This window comes from Streptococcus mitis, assembly GCF_901542415.1.
In the GTDB taxonomy this organism is placed as follows: Bacteria; Bacillota; Bacilli; order Lactobacillales; family Streptococcaceae; genus Streptococcus; species Streptococcus mitis_BL.
The window spans coordinates 36,395-52,929 of record NZ_CABEHV010000004.1 but is presented as its reverse complement, the minus strand read 5'-3'; the positions used below and the strand labels follow the sequence as shown (position 1 = coordinate 52,929).

Here is a 16,535-nt window from a genome sequence, read left to right as displayed (position 1 = left end):
AACACTTCATTATAGCGTATTGTCTTGATTTTTCAAGTGCTGGCTTCAGAAATTCCCAAAATTTCTCTAATTTCTGCTAGGGTCAGACTGCCACGTGACTCTGTGCCGTCCAATACTTGTGACACCAGATGTTTCTTCTGTTCTTGGAGTTCCTGAATTTTTTCTTCAATAGTTCCCTTGGTCACCAAGCGATAGACCTCAACCGTTTCTTCCTGACCCATCCGATGGGCACGGCCAATAGCTTGCGCCTCCACCGCAGGATTCCACCAAAGGTCAACCAAGATTACTGTATCAGCACCTGTCAGGTTCAGACCGACACCACCAGCCTTAAGGGAAATCAGAAAGGCATCTCTTTCCCCTTGGTTAAAGGCCTTGGTCATATCTTGTCTTTCCTTGGCTGGGGTTGAACCCGTAATTTTAAAAGATGTCAATCCCAAGTCTGGCAGGTCTTGTTCAATTTTCTCTAACATTCCCTTGAACTGCGAGAAAATCAAGACACGGTGTCCTCCGTCTGCCACCTGGACCAGCAGGTCTCGAAGACTATCCAGTTTCCCACTGGCTCCCTGATAATCTTCCATAAAGAGGGCAGGAGTGTCACAGATTTGACGCAGGCGCATCAGACCAGACAAGATTTCCACCCGACTTCGCTGAAATTCCTGATCTGAAACTTGAGCCAAATGTTCTCGCATCTGTTGCAACTGGGCTAGATAAATAGCCTTTTGCTGGTCTTCCAGTTCATTCTTATAAACCACTTCAATCAAGTCTGGCAATTCGGTCAGAACTTCTTCTTTCTTGCGCCGCATAACGAAAGGCTTGATAAACTGAGCCACTCGCTCTGCTGTCAATTTCATAAATTCTTTCTTTCTTGGCAGGAGTCCTGGCATGACGATTTGGAAAATAGACCACAGCTCACCTAGGTGATTTTCAATAGGAGTTCCTGACAGGGCAAAGACCGACGGCACCACAAACTCTCTCAATGTCTGGGCAATCTTGGTCTGGGCGTTTTTCATAACCTGAGCTTCATCTAAGAAAAGAAAGTCAAAGGACATCCCCTGATAAAGCTCACTGTCCTGACGGAAGGTGGCATAGCTCGTTACATAGATTTGATGGCTCTCAGCAAGAATCTCTTCACGACTAGCTTTCAAACCATGAACAACAGCCACATCCAACTGTGGGGCAAATTTCTGAAACTCATCTGCCCAGTTGTAGATCAAACCAGATGGAGCTAAAATCAAAACCCGACTTTCTTTTGTCACTTGACTGGTCAAAAAAGCAATGGTCTGCAGGGTTTTACCAAGTCCCATATCATCAGCCAAAATCCCACCAAAACCATAATGATGGAGCATTTGTAGCCAGCCGATTCCCTTTTCCTGATAATCACGCAAGTCAGCCTTAACCTGAGTTGCTTGTCGTGGGAAGTCCTCTGGATGCGTCAAATCCTGGGCCAAATTCTGGAATTCTTGTGAAAAAGAAATGCGGTCTCGCCCTTCAAAAAGATGAGCTAAACTGTAGGCTAAGGATTTCCGAGCTTGTAAGGAGCCATCTTTTAGTTCAAATTGTCCTAGTTCCTGTAGATTTTGGCGAATTTTCTTGGTTTCTTCATCGAAAAAGTAGACTTGGTTAGACGAATCAATGTAAAAATCCTTGTTGGTGACCAAGGCTTGCATGGCTTGGTCAATTTCTTCTTGGGCAATGTCTTGAAAATCAAACTGGATTTCCAAGAGACCTCCCTTAGAAGCAATCTGCACTTGAGGGCTTGCTAGGCTATAAAGCTCTTCTAGCTTATCTGATAGGTCAACATTCCCGAGTTTTTCAAAGACTGGAATGATTTCGTGGAAGAAATGATAAACAGACTCCGCTTTTAAGGCCTGGCGCCAAGATTGAAAGTCCGCTTCAAAACCAGCTGCCAAACAGACTTGGAAAATTCTTTCTTCTAAGTCAGCATCACTCGAAAATGGTAATTCTTCTAGCTCTTGTCGGCTAGATACCTGTCTATTACCATAATCAAACTGAATTTCTAAACGAATCCGATTATCCTCTTCCCTATCAAAGTAAAAAGAGGGCGCAAAGGATTTGATTTGTAAGCGTTCTGGAGCTGAAACGGTGCCCATCTGACTAAAAAGAGTTAAGCAAGAAGCCAACTTATCTCGGTCACTGCTATCAAATTGCAGATATTTCTTTCCATGCTGATCCAAAGGCAGCGCTTTAATTTCCTGGAGAAGACGCGTCTGCTGATCTGTTAGAAAATAAACCTGTCCTTTATGAAACAGCACAGCTCCCTGATAAAAGACATTGATCCTGGGGCTCTCGCTGATTTCCATTTCAAAATAGTCAGAGTATTCTGTTACTGTAAAGGCAAATAGATTAGCATCCGCATTCATATCCTGAAAGAGCATGGTTTGGTAACTATCTACTTGATGGTCAAATTGAAAATGGGGTAAGCTCATCAATAAATTCACACCCTGCTCAAAAAAGGTCAGAGGGAAAAAGAGATGCCGACCTTGGTTTTGGAAAAAGAGGTCTGGAGTCGTTCCTTCCTCTATTAGTCCGCGCAAGAAAGTAATAAGTTCTTGACTGGCCTCATCAAAGGCTTCCCAAGACAGAGACTCCTCATAAGTTTTTCCAATCATATAAGGTTTTCTCTTCTCAACAACTCTTAAAAAGAGAGGAATATCCCGAATGACATAGTATTTTTGACTATTGATTTGCCCGATTCTCAGGGTCCACAAGATATGATTAGTTCCTGCTTCCACTTGTCCCACAGCCGACAACTCATAGGAGCGGTCTGATTTTGAGGTCAAGATTCGTTCCAAAAATTTGCCACCCAAGGTCACCTTGGTTTCAACGTCCTCTTTTTCTTCATGACCTTCTTCCAGACTCTGCAAGATTTCCTGGCCACGCTCATCATTTTTCAGAAAATGCTCCAGCGCCGCCAAATGCACACAGTAGCCCCTCTTTTGGAAAAAATCGCAAGCACAAAAAACCAAATCATCCTCTAGACTATAGCGCAGTTCTTCTTCTGCAACGCGAGCATAGAGCCGATTGTTCTTTTCCTTGATGATGTCAACTTTACCAGTTTCATAAAGGGCAACGCCTTCGATACGGACTTTCCCCGGAATCAATTTAGCCATATTTCTACCTTTACCTTATCTTTTTATTATACCATATTTTCGTCCACGAAAATAGCCTCCTAGGGATACTTTTCTCCTAGAAGGCTTGATTTTTAAGGTTTGGCAAAAGTCGTCACAATCCGCTGACAAACTTCTTGCAGTAGAGATTTAGGCATGGCTACATTGAGGCGGGCATGGAGACTTCCTTCCTCCCCAAAATCCAAACCACGATTAAGAATAACCTTGGCTTCATTTCTCAACAGCTCTTGCAATCTTTCATCAGTCAGGTCATAGTCTGAAAAATCCAGCCAAATCAAATAGGTTCCTTGCGGTTTCATAACCTTGATTTTAGTCTCTTTTCCAAATAATTCCACCACATAATTGATATGGTCTTCAAATACTTGCTTGAGTTCCTCTAGCCAATCCTTCCCATAGCGATAGGCAGCTTCTGTCGCCAAATAACCCAAGCCCGAAATTTCATGCTGATTATTAGCCAACTGGCGTTTCTGGTAAGCCAGTCTCAACTTAGGATTTTCAATGACGGCATAGGAATTTTTTGTCCCAGCGATGTTAAAGGTTTTAGTAGCACTACTCAAGACGATCGCAAAATCTTTGAAGGCAGGATTAATGGTATTGAAAGACTGGTGTTTGTGACCAAAGAGGGCCAAATCTTGATGAATCTCATCTGAAACCAGCAAAACACCGTGTTTTTGGCAGAGTTGACCAATCTTCTCCAACACTTCCTTTTCCCACACACGTCCACCAGGATTGTGAGGGTTGCAAAGAATGTATAGTTTGACATCCTCTTCCACCAAATCTTTCTCCAGTTGGTCAAAGTCAATCTCAAACAGACCATCCTTTTCTACCAAGGAATTAGTAATCAATCTACGATTGTTCAACTTGACACTGCGAGCAAAAGGTGGATAGACAGGCGTGTTAATCAAAACAGCTTCGCCTTCTTTTGTGAAGACTTGAATAGCTGTTGAGATGGCTGGTACCACACCCTCGATAAAGACAAGGGCCTCTTTGTCAAAGTGGTAACCGTGTTGTGTAGCTTCCCACTTTTGAACTTCCTTAATTAACTCTTCACTGGCATAGGTATAGCCATAGACCAGTTGATCAGCGTAAGTCTGCACGGCTTGGCGAATTTCAGGCAAGACTACAAAATCCATATCCGCTATCCAGGCTGGTAGGACTTCACTATCCGTTTCCGCCTCTTTCCATTTATAAGTATGGTGCCCTAAGCGATTGGGCAGGCTTGTAAAATCATATTTTCCCATCTTTTTCTTATCCTTCTAGGGCTTGGCGCAAATCTGCTATCAAATCTCTAGCATCCTCAATCCCAATCGACAAGCGCAAGAGGTCGTCTGTCAAACCATAAGAATGGCGCACTTCTGCTGGAATATCAGCATGAGTTTGTGTCGTTGGATAAGTAATAAGACTTTCCACCCCACCCAAACTTTCCGCAAAAGAGAAGACCTTGAGGCTGTTCAAAATATGAGGAATGCGTGTTTCATCGGCTACTTTAAAGGAAATCATCCCCCCACGACCAGTGTAGAGAACTTCCTTAACTGCTGGAGAATCCTTCAAAAAGTCAACCACTTCTTGGGCATTAGCTGTTGAGCGCTCCATACGAAGAGACAAGGTCTTGAGACCACGAATCAATTGATAACTGTCAAACGGAGACAAGACTGCCCCTGTCGTATTGAGATTGTAGAAGAGTTTCTCGTATAGTTCTAAACTATTGGTCACAACCACTCCAGCCAAGACATCATTGTGTCCTGCTAGATACTTGGTTGCTGAATGAAGAACGATATCTGCTCCATCTTCAATCGGACGTTGGTAGATAGGGCTGTAGAAGGTATTGTCCACCACTACTTTGGCACCCTTATCATGAGCCAATTTTGCTAGTTTTTCGATATCAAATTCCAACATCAAGGGATTGGTTGGCGTTTCGATATAGAGAACATCCACGTCCTTCTCCAACTCGGCAATCAACTCTTCTTCTGTATTGGCATAGTTAAAATGGAAACGGCCTTCTTGCTCCACTTGGTTGAACCAGCGGAAAGAACCACCATAAAGGTCACGGACAGCCAAGACCTTACTACCTACTGGAAAGACACTAAAGGCCAATACAATAGCTGACATACCTGAGCTAGTAGCTAGAGCATAGTCTGCTGACTCAATAGCTGCCAAGACTTCTTCAGCCTTACTGCGAGTTGGGTTTTTGGTACGCGTATAGTCAAATCCAGTAGATTGACCAAACTCTGGATGCTGATAGGTTGTTGAAAAATGAAGCGGTGTCACCAATGCACCTGTCGCTTCATCTGACTTGATACCCGCCTGGGCTAAAATTGTGTTGATGTGTAATTCCTTGCTCATACAATACCTCCAAATCTATAGTAACTATTTTACCACTTATTTTCATCAACTCATTTTCTTCTTTTCAAGAGCTAGTTATAGTTTCAAACTATATAAAAAACGACAGCTTCTTTCGAAACCATCATTTTTCTTGAAAAATCCTTATTTGACATGTTTTGCCAATTCTTCTTGGGCTTTTTTATTAGATTCTTCTTTTTCTTTCAACCATTTTTCTTTGGCTTTTTCATATTCATCTTTTGTGACTGTTTTATCTTGTACTTTGAGATATTTATATGATTCGATACCTTTATTACCAGCTAATGAATATGGTGTTGAGAAAGGAACAACTTTTCTCAATGTTGGTGTTCCACCCTTAGAAACATTTGGAATCGCTAAAGCGCTATCTACCAACCACGCTTGGATATCAGCATACTTTTCATAGCGTTTTGCAAGATCTTGTTCCTTATTAGCTTCTTCCAACATTTGAGTGTAGACATCCAGTCCAACAGCCTTGGCCTTGTCATTGGCTTCACCTGGCTCTATACCTAGATTTTGCAACAAACCGCCTGATTTAACGTTAAAGACATCAAGATAGGTTGAAGGATCTTGGTAATCAGGACCCCAACCACTGTTGTATAGATCGTAATCTTTCTGAGCTGCTGTCTGAGCCAAATAGCTTGTATTATCATAATCTTCAGTAGTGAGTTGTTGAATATCAATTACAACATTTTCTGCACCTAAAGCTGCTTCAATAGATCGCTTCATAGAATTTGCCTCTTGAACACTCTGTTTAGCAGCTTGGTCAACTGTCATGTCCAAGTGGATAGGGAATTGAACTCCTTTAGCTTGGAGTTCTTTCTTAGCCTCTGCAAATTTAGCCTTGGCTTTTTCAGCATTGTAGTATGGATCTTGAGCATCAGCAAAGTTGATTCCTTGCCATTCCTTACCGTAGTTAACCATTTTAGACGCAACTACTTCACCAAAGTCTTTGCCATTGATACTTACGAAGTTTGGTGGAACGACTAGGTTACGCAAAATCTTGGTTGCACCATCCTCTCCTTGAGATTGAGCCCCGTATGCTGTACGGTCATAGGCAAAGTTAATGGCTTGACGGAAGTTTTTATTAAGAACCGCTTCCTGAGTCGATTTCTTTTCAGCATCACTTGTCTTGGAAGTGAATTTATAAGATTTTCTATCTAGGTTAAAGTTTAAGAAATAAGAAGTGGCATCTTGCAAGCTATAGATGATATTGTCCTTATTCTTTTCTTTAATCCCTTCAAAGCTTGCACTATTTGGATAAAGACGAGCATAACTATAAGCTCCCTCAACAAAGTTACGAGCTAGTGCATCTTGGTCACTACCATCATAATAAGCCAATTTCACATCATCTACAAAGACATTTTTAGCATCCCAGTAGTTCGGATTTTTCTTAAATTCAATAACAGATTTTGAAACAAAGGATTTCATCAAGAAAGGTCCATTGTACAAAATACTAGATGGGTCTACCTTCCCAAAATCATCCCCTTTTGATTTCAAGAAATCAGCGTTAACTGGGAAGAGAATGGTTGAAGTTGTTTTTGAGTTCCAATAAGATTCTGGTCGTGTCAAGGTATATTGTACAGTTTGGTCATCAAGAGCCTTAACTCCGACAGTTGAAAAGTCGCTTGTTTTACCATTAATGTAATCATCCAAACCTGCAACGGATTCTTGAACTAAGTACAAGGCTTCTGATTTTTTATCAGCCGCATATTTCAAACCAGTTACAAAATCTTGGGCAGTTACAGGGGCATATTCTTCTCCATCTGCAGTATACCATTTAGCATCTTTACGCAATTTGTAGGTATAGGTCAAGCCGTCTTGTGAAACACTCCAATCCTCTGCCAAGGATGGGATATAGTTCCCATACTGGTCATTTTCCATAAGACCATCTACTAGATTGGTCACAATATCATTGGTTGTTGCACGGTTTTCTGCTAGATAATTCAAACTAGACGGATCACTAGTATAAACATAGTTGTATGTTTTTGACGCTGTGCTAGAACTTCCACACGCGCTTAATAAAATACCTGCACTTAACACGACACCTGCAAGTGCTGCATACTTGGCTTTAGACTTTTTCATCTCCAGAACCTCCTGATTTAAATATTTGTCTTATTATACAACTTGAGTTTTATTTAGTCAATAGCTTTTTAAGTAAAATTTAAGAAAAATAAAATTTCTATCTACAAACTATAGAAATTATTCTACAAAATAATAAAAAGAGAATAATTCAAGCATTTCATGATAGAAATGTTCAAATTATCCCTTTTATTTATAAAAAAATTATTGAGAAATTCTTAATTTTGCTCGTAGACGATTTGCTTGGGCTTTTCCAATCACCTTGTCCAATAGACGGGTACGGAGACTCAAGAATCCGTAAACTCCTCCCCCCATGGCACCGACAAGGGCTACATATAGGAAACTCCACAAACGTCCACTTGGTTGGAAGACAAATCCTAAAATCCACTGGAATATCCCAACTACTAGAAACATGAAAATAGTTAACAAACTGATTAAAATGGTTCGTTTCAAAATCACTTTGCGCTTAACACCAGTTACCTTGCAAATGTCCCGATACATCAAAACATTAGGAATGATGAGCCCAATTGTTGTAGAAATCAAAGGCCCGTAACTGTGAAAGAGAGCAATGGTTGGCAGTTGCAAGACCAGCTTGGCAATGGAACCATAGATAAAATAGAGAACGGCCTTGCGGTTGCGGAACATGGCTTGAAGCATTGGAGACAAGACCATGTACAAGCCTAAAATAGTAGACTGCAAAACTGCAAAGACAAACAAGCCCATAGCCAAACTATCTGGCTTGCCATAGAAGACTGTATAGAGAGGTTCTCCTACCATGACTACTCCAACCGTTGCTGGTAGCAAGAATAGGAAAAGCATAGTGATGCTATCCTGAACTAGACGAGAAGCCGCCTTCAAGTCTCCCTTGACATAGTTTTCAGTCAAAAGTGGCAAACCTACACTCCCAATCGAAACCCCAACAGAAATCAAAATCATAGTGATTTTATTAGGATTGGCAGAGAAATAAGAAAACATGACAACCAAGTCTTCATTACTATAGTTGGTAAACCAGCTCATACTATTGATAAAAGTCATCTGGTCCAAAATCTGGAAAAGCTGGATAGCAGATCCTGTCAGGATAAAAGGAATAGCTTCCTTAATGGTGTCGACCAAAAGACGCTTGCTGTTTATCTTATCTCCTGTTTCAAGGACTCTTTTAAGTAATCCTTCTTTGGCAAGGAAATAGATCAAAACTGCAAAACTAGCTACCATGCCGACAAAGGCAGCAAATGTGGATTGGGTAACGGCTGATAGGTAGTCACCAGAACCCATCTTCATAATGAAGAAGGTTGCCATCAACATCCAGATAACACGAATGACCTGCTCAGCGATTTGGCTCATAGCATAAGGCTTGAGGTTATTCATCCCTTGGAAGAAGCCTCGGATAACACTCATAGATGGGAAAATCAAGACCGCCCAAGCCAAGCTCTGCATGATTGGGATCAGGTCTTTCCCTACACCCGACAAATCTGCTAGCCAAGGAGCAAAGACATACAAGACTAAAGCAAAAACCAGACCTAGTCCAGTCATAAAGCCCAAAAAACTCCGAATCAGGGCGAAGCTATGCTCTTCTTCTCGCATGGTATTATACTTGGCAACTTGCTTGGCCACCGCAACTGGAATCCCTGCTGTTGAAACCAGCAAGAACCAGGCATAGATATTGTAGCCCATGGTAAAGAGACCATTTGCTGTAGCCGCATAAGACCCCATCCAGATATACCAAGGGATGATATAAATGGCACCGAGTAGACGACTGATAAAGTTACTAGCCGTTAGCCAAGCAGTCCCCCGTAACATCTGGGCCTGCTGGTGATTGTTTTCGTTAGACATAGATTCCTCATTTAATTTTAATCACTAGGAAAACTTCCTCATCTTCCATTATAAACTTTTCCTTGTCACTTGTAAATTTACGACTTTCGGTTTACAATAGAAAGTATGATTAAGATTGAAACCGTATTAGATATTTTAAAGAAAGATGGTCTCTTCCGTGAGATTATCGACCAAGGACATTATCACTACAACTACAGCCATGTCGTATTTGACACCATCTGTTATGACAGCCGCAAGGCCAAAGAGAAGAGCCTCTTTTTCGTCAAGGGTGCTGCCTTTAAGAAGGAATTCCTGATTTCTGCCATCTCTCAAGGCCTCGGTTGGTATGTGGCTGAAAAAGATTATGAGGTTGGTATTCCTGCTATTATCGTCAGCGATATCAAGAAAGCCATGAGTTTGGTAGCTATGGAATTTTATGGAAATCCACAGGAAAAACTCAAACTCCTTGCCTTTACTGGTACTAAGGGTAAAACAACAGCAGCCTATTTCGCTTATAATATCTTATCTCAAGGGCATCGACCGGCTATGCTCTCGACTATGAATACAACTCTAGATGGCAAGACTTTCTTTAAGTCTGCATTGACAACTCCTGAGAGCATTGACCTATTTGACATGATGAATCAAGCTGTACAAAATGACCGCACCCACCTCATCATGGAGGTATCTAGTCAAGCCTATCTGGTCAAACGTGTCTATGGTCTAACCTTTGATGTGGGAGTTTTCCTCAATATCAGCCCAGACCATATCGGCCCGATTGAACACCCTAACTTTGAAGACTACTTCTACCACAAACGTCTCTTGATGGAAAATAGCCGAGCAGTCATCATTAATAGTGACATGGATCACTTTTCTGTCTTGAAAGAACAAGTAGAAGATCAAGACCATGATTTCTACGGCAGCCAGTCTGATAACCAAATCGAGAATTCCAAAGCCTTTAGCTTTTCAGCTACGGGTAAACTCGCTGGAGATTATGATATTCAACTCATTGGCCACTTTAACCAAGAAAATGCCGTTGCTGCTGGACTTGCTTGCCTCCGTCTCGGAGCTAGTCTTGAGGACATCAAAAAAGGAATCGCTGCAACCCGTGTTCCTGGTCGTATGGAAGTCCTCACTCAGAAAAACGGAGCCAAGGTTTTCATCGACTACGCCCACAATGGTGACAGTCTCAAAAAACTCATCAATGTTGTAGAGACTCATCAAACAGGAAAGATTGCTCTGGTGTTAGGTTCGACAGGAAATAAGGGAGAAAGTCGTCGTAAGGACTTTGGACTTCTCCTCAATCAACACCCTGAGATTCAAGTCTTTTTGACTGCTGATGACCCTAACTATGAAGACCCAATGGCCATTGCAGATGAAATTAGGAGTTACATCAATCATCCTGTTGAAAAAATTGCGGATCGCCAAGAAGCCATCAAGGCAGCTATGGCTATCACAAATCACGAATTAGATGCAGTTATTATCGCCGGTAAGGGAGCCGATTGCTACCAAATCGTCCAAGGCAAGAAAGAAGCCTATCCAGGAGATGCAGCCGTCGCAGAAAATTATTTATAAGATAGTAAAAAATCAAGGGAAATGAAACCCTTGATTTTTTCTATTTTTATTTAAAAGCGTTTTTCAAACCTTCAACGGCACCTTCTACAGCACCTTTAGCATCTTCAACTACCTCTTTTGCCTTAGCAACTGTCTTTTCTACAGCGCCTTCTGCTTCAGTCTTGCTATCCCCAGTAACTTTACCAAATCCTTCTTTGATAGCGCCTGTTGCTTGTTCCAATTTGTTTTCAAGTGACATATGATTGTCTCCTTTAATTTTATTCCGATATGTGTTACCGGTTACATATAGTTTATACCGAATACTAAGGAAAGTCAAACAATGTGCTCAGAAACAAAATTTCACGCTAAGTAGAAAGTTAATCTCTCCTTATCCAAATCGATAGCCAACTCATACTTCCCCTCTTCATTTTGGACAATATAGTCTAGGACGACCAAACTTTCCACAAAGATATCACGTCGTTTCTGTATAAGCTGGTCTTTTTTGAGAAATTTCAACAAAAAAGTTGTCATATATTTAAGAGCATACTCAGGATTAACATCTCCCAAAATGTCATAGAGTTCCTGCTGTTTTTCTGTCAAAGGATACTGATGTTTGACCTTGTAGAAATAATTAGACAGGGTCATTTTTGATCTCGCAAAGTCTGTCTTTTCAACTAAAATAGCTGCATTGGTTTGATTTCGTAATTCCGTCTCAAAACTCTGCTCTAACAAGGCTTGATAGGTCGGACTATCTTCGCTGACAAAAATCTCTTGATCCAGTTCGAGACTATCGAGTGACTCTAGCATAGGAAGATTAAGGTAATAACGCTTATTTTCTCGTAGAATCAAGCCTGCCTTTATATACTCTTCCATGAGTTTATCAACTGCAACATCTGGAAATTGAGCCTTGATTTCCCGTAAAATCACATCCTCATGCTGGTCCAGATAGCGGATCAATTCTCCAAAAAATGGCTGTCTCGTCAAACGAGATGGATTAAAAATCTGAATCATGAAGATTCCTTTCTTTACATTCTAACAGAGGCGATGCTGCCAACTGACTAGGATTGGTTCCCGGCTGGTTCAAAGGAATAGGCAGACCAATCTCCCTATAATACTCCCTCCAAAAATCACTAATCTCCTGAGTCCCATCTCCTAATTTCATGGGAATAGTTTCAAAAATCGGTAGAATTTCTGCTATATACTGGGAACAGTAGAAACTAGCGCCATCTGGATAGAAAGAAGCATTGTAGGAAGCTCCAAGATGTTTGCAAGCTTTTTCCTTCACAGACTGGATATCCATTTCTGGGTAAACATAGAGGTCGTACAAGTGATTGGACTCAAAGAAGTCTGCTGGTTCCTGACAGATAACACCCGCCTTTCCACTAGCATGGTAAATCATCCCATCCAAATAAATCGCAACATGGTTATAGTTGCCTGTGGAAGTCTGGATGGCCTGCCCCATATCTGACTCATCTCTCACAAAAATCAAATCGCCATTTTCTAACATGCTTCACTCCTAGAAAAAAAGGAGCTGAAACTCCTTTCGATATAAGTCAAACTAGCCTTTCCTAATTTGAATTAACACTCAAAATCTTAAGCATTAAAGCTTTCAGTCAATTGAGGTACCACTTGCTTCTTACGTGAAACAGCACCAGCAAGGAAGGCATGATTGTTTTCAAGTTTGAAGTTGAAAGCCGCTTCGACCTTGCCCATATTGGCACCAAGAGCCAAGATTTCCGAGTTTGAGTTGACGATATCTGTAATCATCAAGACAAAGTCAGAATAACCATTTGCTGCGTTAGCGGCTTGCATTGCAGCTTCAATTTCTGCTTGACGTTCTAAAACTTCAGCGATGTCAACTGTGTTTACTTGAGCAACACGGACATTGTTTCCGTTGAGTTCAAAAGTTTTAGCATCGATGTCAATCAATTCTTCAGCAGATTTGCTAGCCAAGTTGGTACCAGCTTTCAACATAGCTAAACCATATTCTTCCAAGTTGACACCAGCCAATTCAGCCAATTCCGGAGCAATGACTTTATCTGTTGGGTGTGTTGTTGGTGATTTCAAAAGAAGGGTATCTGAAATCAAACCTGAAAGCATCAAACCAGCAATCTCTTTAGGCACAGCTACACCATGTTCTTTGAACATACGGTAAACGATTGAAGACGCTGAACCAACTGGCTCCAAACGCATGTAAAGTGGGCTTGCAGTCTCAAAGTTAGCCACACGGTGGTGATCTACAACACCATAAACTTCTACTTCAGCGATATCTGATACAGATTGTTGGAATTCATTGTGGTCAGTCAGGATAACTTGCTCTGCACCTTCTGCTTTGGCAGAAGTGATAACACGCGGTGCTTCTACACCAAAATAGTTCAAGACAAAGGCTGTTTCTTCATTTGGAGTTCCAAGGGCAACAGCTTCCGTATCCAAACCGTAAGCTTCTTTTGCAAGGTAGGCAAAGGCTACAGATGACCCGATGGCATCTGAGTCTGGATTTTGGTGACCAAATACTAGAATCTTAGACATGATAATACCTCATTTTGTTTATTCTCTTTATTGTAGCATTTTTTTCGCTTTTTGACAAAAGTAAGAGGAGTCAAAGGGCTCCTCACAATTCTTCAAAATAACTGATACTCTTCGAAAATCAAATTCAAACCACGTCAGCTTCGCCTTGCCGTACTCAAGTACTGCCTACGGCTAGCTTCCTAGTTTGCTCTTTGATTTTCATTGAGTATAAGCAAATTTCTATCTTGATTTTCAGATAAAAATTTTTCCTTCTGTGGCCTCTTCTTACGCTTGAGAAGGGCTTCAGCCGACATGGCTTCAGCCTTACTGGCAAAACCTTGAGCATAGATAAGTTTGACTGGCAAGCGTGCTCGTGTGTATTTGGCTCCCTTCCCACTGTTGTGGACAGCCAGGCGTCTTCTCACATCAGTTGTATAACCCGTATAGTAGGATCCGTCACGACACTCCAGCACGTACATATAAGCCTTATGATCCATAATAAATCTCTTCAAGTTCAGGCGTATAAGAGCCATCATCATTGTGGACAATGAGAGGTGGCAAGACCTTAAAGCCACTTGTCGAGCCATCCTTGATAGCCTCAATCAAAAGCATATTGGCTTCTTTTTCCCTCTTTGGATAAACAAACTGCAGGCGCTTAGGCGCTAGATTGTGCCGTTGCAACATGTCCAGAATATCCAAGAGGCGATCAGGACGATGAACCATGGCCAAACGCCCATTAGACTTGAGAATACTCTGGGCACTACGACAGATTTCCTGCAAATTGGTCGTGATTTCGTGGCGCGCCAAGAGATAATGTTCACTCTCGTTCAAGTTGGAATGAGGATCCACCTTGAAATAGGGTGGATTACACAAAATCATATCCACCTTACTTCCCTGGATGTAAGCAGGCATATTTTTCAAATCATCACAGATGACCTCCATCTGCTCTTCTAAACCATTCAGACGGACAGAGCGTTCAGCCATATCCGCCAAACGCTCCTGAATCTCAACAGCCAATATATGTGCTTGAGTACGAGTGCTAGCAAATAGCCCCACTGCTCCATTTCCAGCGCAAAAATCCACTATCAATCCCTTTTTAGGAAAACGTGGAAAACGTGACAAGAGAACACTATCCACCGAATAGCTAAAAACCTCTCTATTTTGAATGATTTTGATATCTGTCGAAAAGAGCTGGTTAATGCGCTCCCCCGATTTTAATAATTGTTCTTCTTCCATGTTCCTATTATAGCAAATTCATATTAACATTACAAAAGATAGAGATTTCTAACTAGTGCTTCTGATTTTTCAAATGTTGGAGGGCTTCCTTGGTCCAAATTGGCATCATTCGTTTAAGAGGAGCAAAGCCATAGTTAAAACGGTCGCTTGAAAAGCGTCGCCGTCTCGGAAACTGGTGCTTTTCTTCCTCCAAAGTGCGGATAGAAAGACTAGCTTTCCCTGTAAATTCATCTAAATCCACTACCTGAACCTGAACCTCTTCATCGACTTTCAAGGCTTCTTGGATATTTTCAATAAAGCCTGTCCGAATCTCTGAAATGTGAATCAGCCCCGTATCACCCGTCTCTAGCTCAACAAAGGCTCCGTAGGGCTGAATCCCTGTAATACGACCCTTTAGCTTATCACCGATTTTCATCCTAGTCCTCGATTTCAATTGTTTCAATCACGACATCTTCAACTGGCTTGTCCATAGCCCCTGTCTCAACAGAAGCAATGGCATCCAAAACAGCGTAAGACGCTTCATCAGCTAGCTGACCAAAAACAGTATGACGGCGGTCTAAGTGAGGAGTTCCTCCTTGGTTGGCATAGATTTCCGCAATCGGTTCTGGCCAACCACCACGAGCAATTTCTTTCTTAGAATAAGGCAAATGTTGATTTTGCACGATAAAGAACTGGCTGCCGTTGGTATTTGGACCAGCATTGGCCATAGAAAGGGCACCACGGATATTGTAAAGTTCTTCAGAGAATTCATCCTCAAATGATTCGCCGTAGATTGACTCGCCACCCATACCAGTTCCAGTTGGGTCTCCACCTTGGATCATAAAGTCCTTGATAATACGGTGGAAAATGACACCATCATAGTAGCCATCTTTTGAAAGAGCAACAAAGTTAGCCACTGTTTTAGGAGCATGTTCAGGGAAGAGCTTGATACGCAAGTCTCCGTGATTGGTTTTAATGGTCGCAAGAGGACCTTCTACTGTTTCAATATCTACTTGTGGGAAATGCAATTCCTTTTCTACCATACCAAATCCTTCTAAGGCATCAAAAATGCCATCTTCTTCTAATGTTTTTGTAATATAATCTGCTTTTTCTTTGATGTTATCATGAGAAATTCCCATTGCAACGCTGATTCCAGCATAATCAAAGAGTTCCAAGTCATTCAGCCCATCTCCAAAAACCATGACGTTCTCTGGTTTCAAGCCAAGGTATTCCACAACCTTTTCCACACCCGTCGCTTTGGAGCCTGAAATCGGAACAATATCAGACGAATGTTGATGCCAACGAACCATGCGAAGTTTGTCTGAGAGACTATCAGGCAAGTGCAAGTCATCTCCTTTATCTTCAAAAGTCCACATCTGATAGATATCTTCTTTTTCATGGAAATCTGGATCTACATCTAAGTCGGGATAAATTGGATTGATAGCTTCACTAATCATATCGGTGCGAGTCGACAACTTGGCATCATGACTCCCAACCAAACCATACTCAATTCCCTCTTGCTTGGCCCAAGAGATATACTCCTCAACATCTGACTTCTCAATCTGATGTTGATAAATAACCTGACCTTTTTTATCTTCGATATAGGCCCCATTTAAGGTCACAAAAAAGTCAGGCTTGAGCTCACGAATCTCCGGAACGACACCAAAAATCCCTCGTCCAGAAGCAATACCTGTCAAAATTCCTTTCTCACGTAATTGCTTAAAAACAGTTGGGATTGAAGACGGAATAAAACCTGTCTTGGAATTTCTCAATGTATCATCAATATCAAAAAAGACAATCTTAATCTTCTTTGCCTTGTATCTTAATTTCGCATCCATCTCACTACCTCTTTCAATCTAACTC

Annotated in this window: 14 protein-coding genes; 1 reads left to right on the top strand and 13 read right to left on the bottom strand. The window is 41.5% G+C overall.

Annotation, left to right across the window (positions count from 1 at the left end):
* Nucleotides 1-32 precede the first annotated feature (32 nt).
* From FQT24_RS00405 to FQT24_RS00385, 5 genes are all read right to left on the bottom strand, one after another.
* The gene (locus tag FQT24_RS00405; RefSeq protein WP_143951841.1) at nt 33-3,131 is read right to left on the bottom strand and encodes a DEAD/DEAH box helicase; all 3,099 of its coding nucleotides are present in this window, start codon (nt 3,129-3,131) and stop codon (nt 33-35) included.
* A gap of 92 nt (nt 3,132-3,223) precedes the next feature.
* Entirely contained in the window at nt 3,224-4,390 is a 1,167-nt protein-coding gene (locus FQT24_RS00400; RefSeq protein ID WP_143951840.1) for a MalY/PatB family protein, read from the bottom strand.
* A gap of 7 nt (nt 4,391-4,397) precedes the next feature.
* On the bottom strand, nt 4,398-5,492 hold the full coding sequence (locus tag FQT24_RS00395; RefSeq protein ID WP_143951839.1) for a cystathionine gamma-synthase: 1,095 nt from the start codon (nt 5,490-5,492) through the stop codon (nt 4,398-4,400).
* Between the two features lie 141 nt (nt 5,493-5,633).
* Nucleotides 5,634-7,592, bottom strand: a complete 1,959-nt coding sequence (locus tag FQT24_RS00390) for a peptide ABC transporter substrate-binding protein (protein ID WP_143951838.1) — start codon at nt 7,590-7,592, stop codon at nt 5,634-5,636.
* Between the two features lie 201 nt (nt 7,593-7,793).
* Nucleotides 7,794-9,419 carry a putative polysaccharide biosynthesis protein gene (locus FQT24_RS00385; protein WP_143951837.1) on the bottom strand — a complete coding sequence of 542 codons (1,626 nt, stop codon included), beginning with the start codon at nt 9,417-9,419 and terminating at the stop codon, nt 7,794-7,796.
* Between the two features lie 105 nt (nt 9,420-9,524).
* Between FQT24_RS00385 and FQT24_RS00380 the strand changes: the two genes are divergently transcribed.
* Complete coding sequence (locus tag FQT24_RS00380; RefSeq protein ID WP_143951836.1) at nt 9,525-10,970, top strand: UDP-N-acetylmuramoyl-L-alanyl-D-glutamate--L-lysine ligase; 1,446 nt, start codon at nt 9,525-9,527, stop codon at nt 10,968-10,970.
* Between the two features lie 46 nt (nt 10,971-11,016).
* Here FQT24_RS00380 and FQT24_RS00375 read toward each other — a convergent pair whose 3' ends face one another.
* From FQT24_RS00375 to FQT24_RS00330, 8 genes are all read right to left on the bottom strand, one after another.
* On the bottom strand, nt 11,017-11,208 hold the full coding sequence (locus FQT24_RS00375) for a CsbD family protein (protein WP_000051184.1): 192 nt from the start codon (nt 11,206-11,208) through the stop codon (nt 11,017-11,019).
* 101 nt (nt 11,209-11,309) lie between these two features.
* Nucleotides 11,310-11,960 (bottom strand): DUF1803 domain-containing protein, encoded by a 651-nt coding sequence (locus FQT24_RS00370; RefSeq protein WP_143951835.1) that lies wholly within the window; start codon nt 11,958-11,960, stop codon nt 11,310-11,312.
* Nucleotides 11,944-12,456 carry a YiiX/YebB-like N1pC/P60 family cysteine hydrolase gene (locus tag FQT24_RS00365; protein WP_143951834.1) on the bottom strand — a complete coding sequence of 171 codons (513 nt, stop codon included), beginning with the start codon at nt 12,454-12,456 and terminating at the stop codon, nt 11,944-11,946. Before FQT24_RS00365 ends, FQT24_RS00370 begins: the two co-directional genes overlap by 17 nt.
* A gap of 86 nt (nt 12,457-12,542) precedes the next feature.
* Nucleotides 12,543-13,478, bottom strand: a complete 936-nt coding sequence (locus tag FQT24_RS00360; RefSeq protein WP_045612055.1) for a manganese-dependent inorganic pyrophosphatase — start codon at nt 13,476-13,478, stop codon at nt 12,543-12,545.
* A gap of 179 nt (nt 13,479-13,657) precedes the next feature.
* A complete protein-coding gene (locus FQT24_RS00345) occupies nt 13,658-13,954 on the bottom strand; it encodes a GIY-YIG nuclease family protein (protein WP_143951833.1) in 297 nt (98 codons plus the stop codon).
* On the bottom strand, nt 13,944-14,693 hold the full coding sequence (locus FQT24_RS00340) for a tRNA1(Val) (adenine(37)-N6)-methyltransferase (protein WP_143951832.1): 750 nt from the start codon (nt 14,691-14,693) through the stop codon (nt 13,944-13,946). Before FQT24_RS00340 ends, FQT24_RS00345 begins: the two co-directional genes overlap by 11 nt.
* A 52-nt stretch (nt 14,694-14,745) precedes the next feature.
* Entirely contained in the window at nt 14,746-15,108 is a 363-nt protein-coding gene (locus FQT24_RS00335) for a S1 RNA-binding domain-containing protein (RefSeq protein WP_000689605.1), read from the bottom strand.
* A 1-nt stretch (nt 15,109) separates the two neighbouring features.
* Complete coding sequence (locus tag FQT24_RS00330) at nt 15,110-16,510, bottom strand: bifunctional Cof-type HAD-IIB family hydrolase/peptidylprolyl isomerase (RefSeq protein ID WP_143951831.1); 1,401 nt, start codon at nt 16,508-16,510, stop codon at nt 15,110-15,112.
* Between the last annotated feature and the right edge of the window lie 25 nt (nt 16,511-16,535).

Bases quoted from the DNA above. Each gene is read 5' to 3' on its own strand.
- FQT24_RS00330 (WP_143951831.1), bottom strand. From the start codon at position 16,510: ATGGATGCGAAATTAAGATACAAGGCAAAGAAGATTAAGATTGTCTTT.
- FQT24_RS00405 (WP_143951841.1), bottom strand. From the start codon at position 3,131: ATGGCTAAATTGATTCCGGGGAAAGTCCGTATCGAAGGCGTTGCCCTT.
- FQT24_RS00335 (WP_000689605.1), bottom strand. From the start codon at position 15,108: ATGAAAATCGGTGATAAGCTAAAGGGTCGTATTACAGGGATTCAGCCC.
- FQT24_RS00365 (WP_143951834.1), bottom strand. From the start codon at position 12,456: ATGTTAGAAAATGGCGATTTGATTTTTGTGAGAGATGAGTCAGATATG.
- FQT24_RS00385 (WP_143951837.1), bottom strand. From the start codon at position 9,419: ATGTCTAACGAAAACAATCACCAGCAGGCCCAGATGTTACGGGGGACT.
- FQT24_RS00375 (WP_000051184.1), bottom strand. From the start codon at position 11,208: ATGTCACTTGAAAACAAATTGGAACAAGCAACAGGCGCTATCAAAGAA.
- FQT24_RS00390 (WP_143951838.1), bottom strand. From the start codon at position 7,592: ATGAAAAAGTCTAAAGCCAAGTATGCAGCACTTGCAGGTGTCGTGTTA.
- FQT24_RS00400 (WP_143951840.1), bottom strand. From the start codon at position 4,390: ATGGGAAAATATGATTTTACAAGCCTGCCCAATCGCTTAGGGCACCAT.
- FQT24_RS00395 (WP_143951839.1), bottom strand. From the start codon at position 5,492: ATGAGCAAGGAATTACACATCAACACAATTTTAGCCCAGGCGGGTATC.
- FQT24_RS00370 (WP_143951835.1), bottom strand. From the start codon at position 11,960: ATGATTCAGATTTTTAATCCATCTCGTTTGACGAGACAGCCATTTTTT.
- FQT24_RS00360 (WP_045612055.1), bottom strand. From the start codon at position 13,478: ATGTCTAAGATTCTAGTATTTGGTCACCAAAATCCAGACTCAGATGCC.
- FQT24_RS00340 (WP_143951832.1), bottom strand. From the start codon at position 14,693: ATGGAAGAAGAACAATTATTAAAATCGGGGGAGCGCATTAACCAGCTC.
- FQT24_RS00345 (WP_143951833.1), bottom strand. From the start codon at position 13,954: ATGGATCATAAGGCTTATATGTACGTGCTGGAGTGTCGTGACGGATCC.
- FQT24_RS00380 (WP_143951836.1), top strand. From the start codon at position 9,525: ATGATTAAGATTGAAACCGTATTAGATATTTTAAAGAAAGATGGTCTC.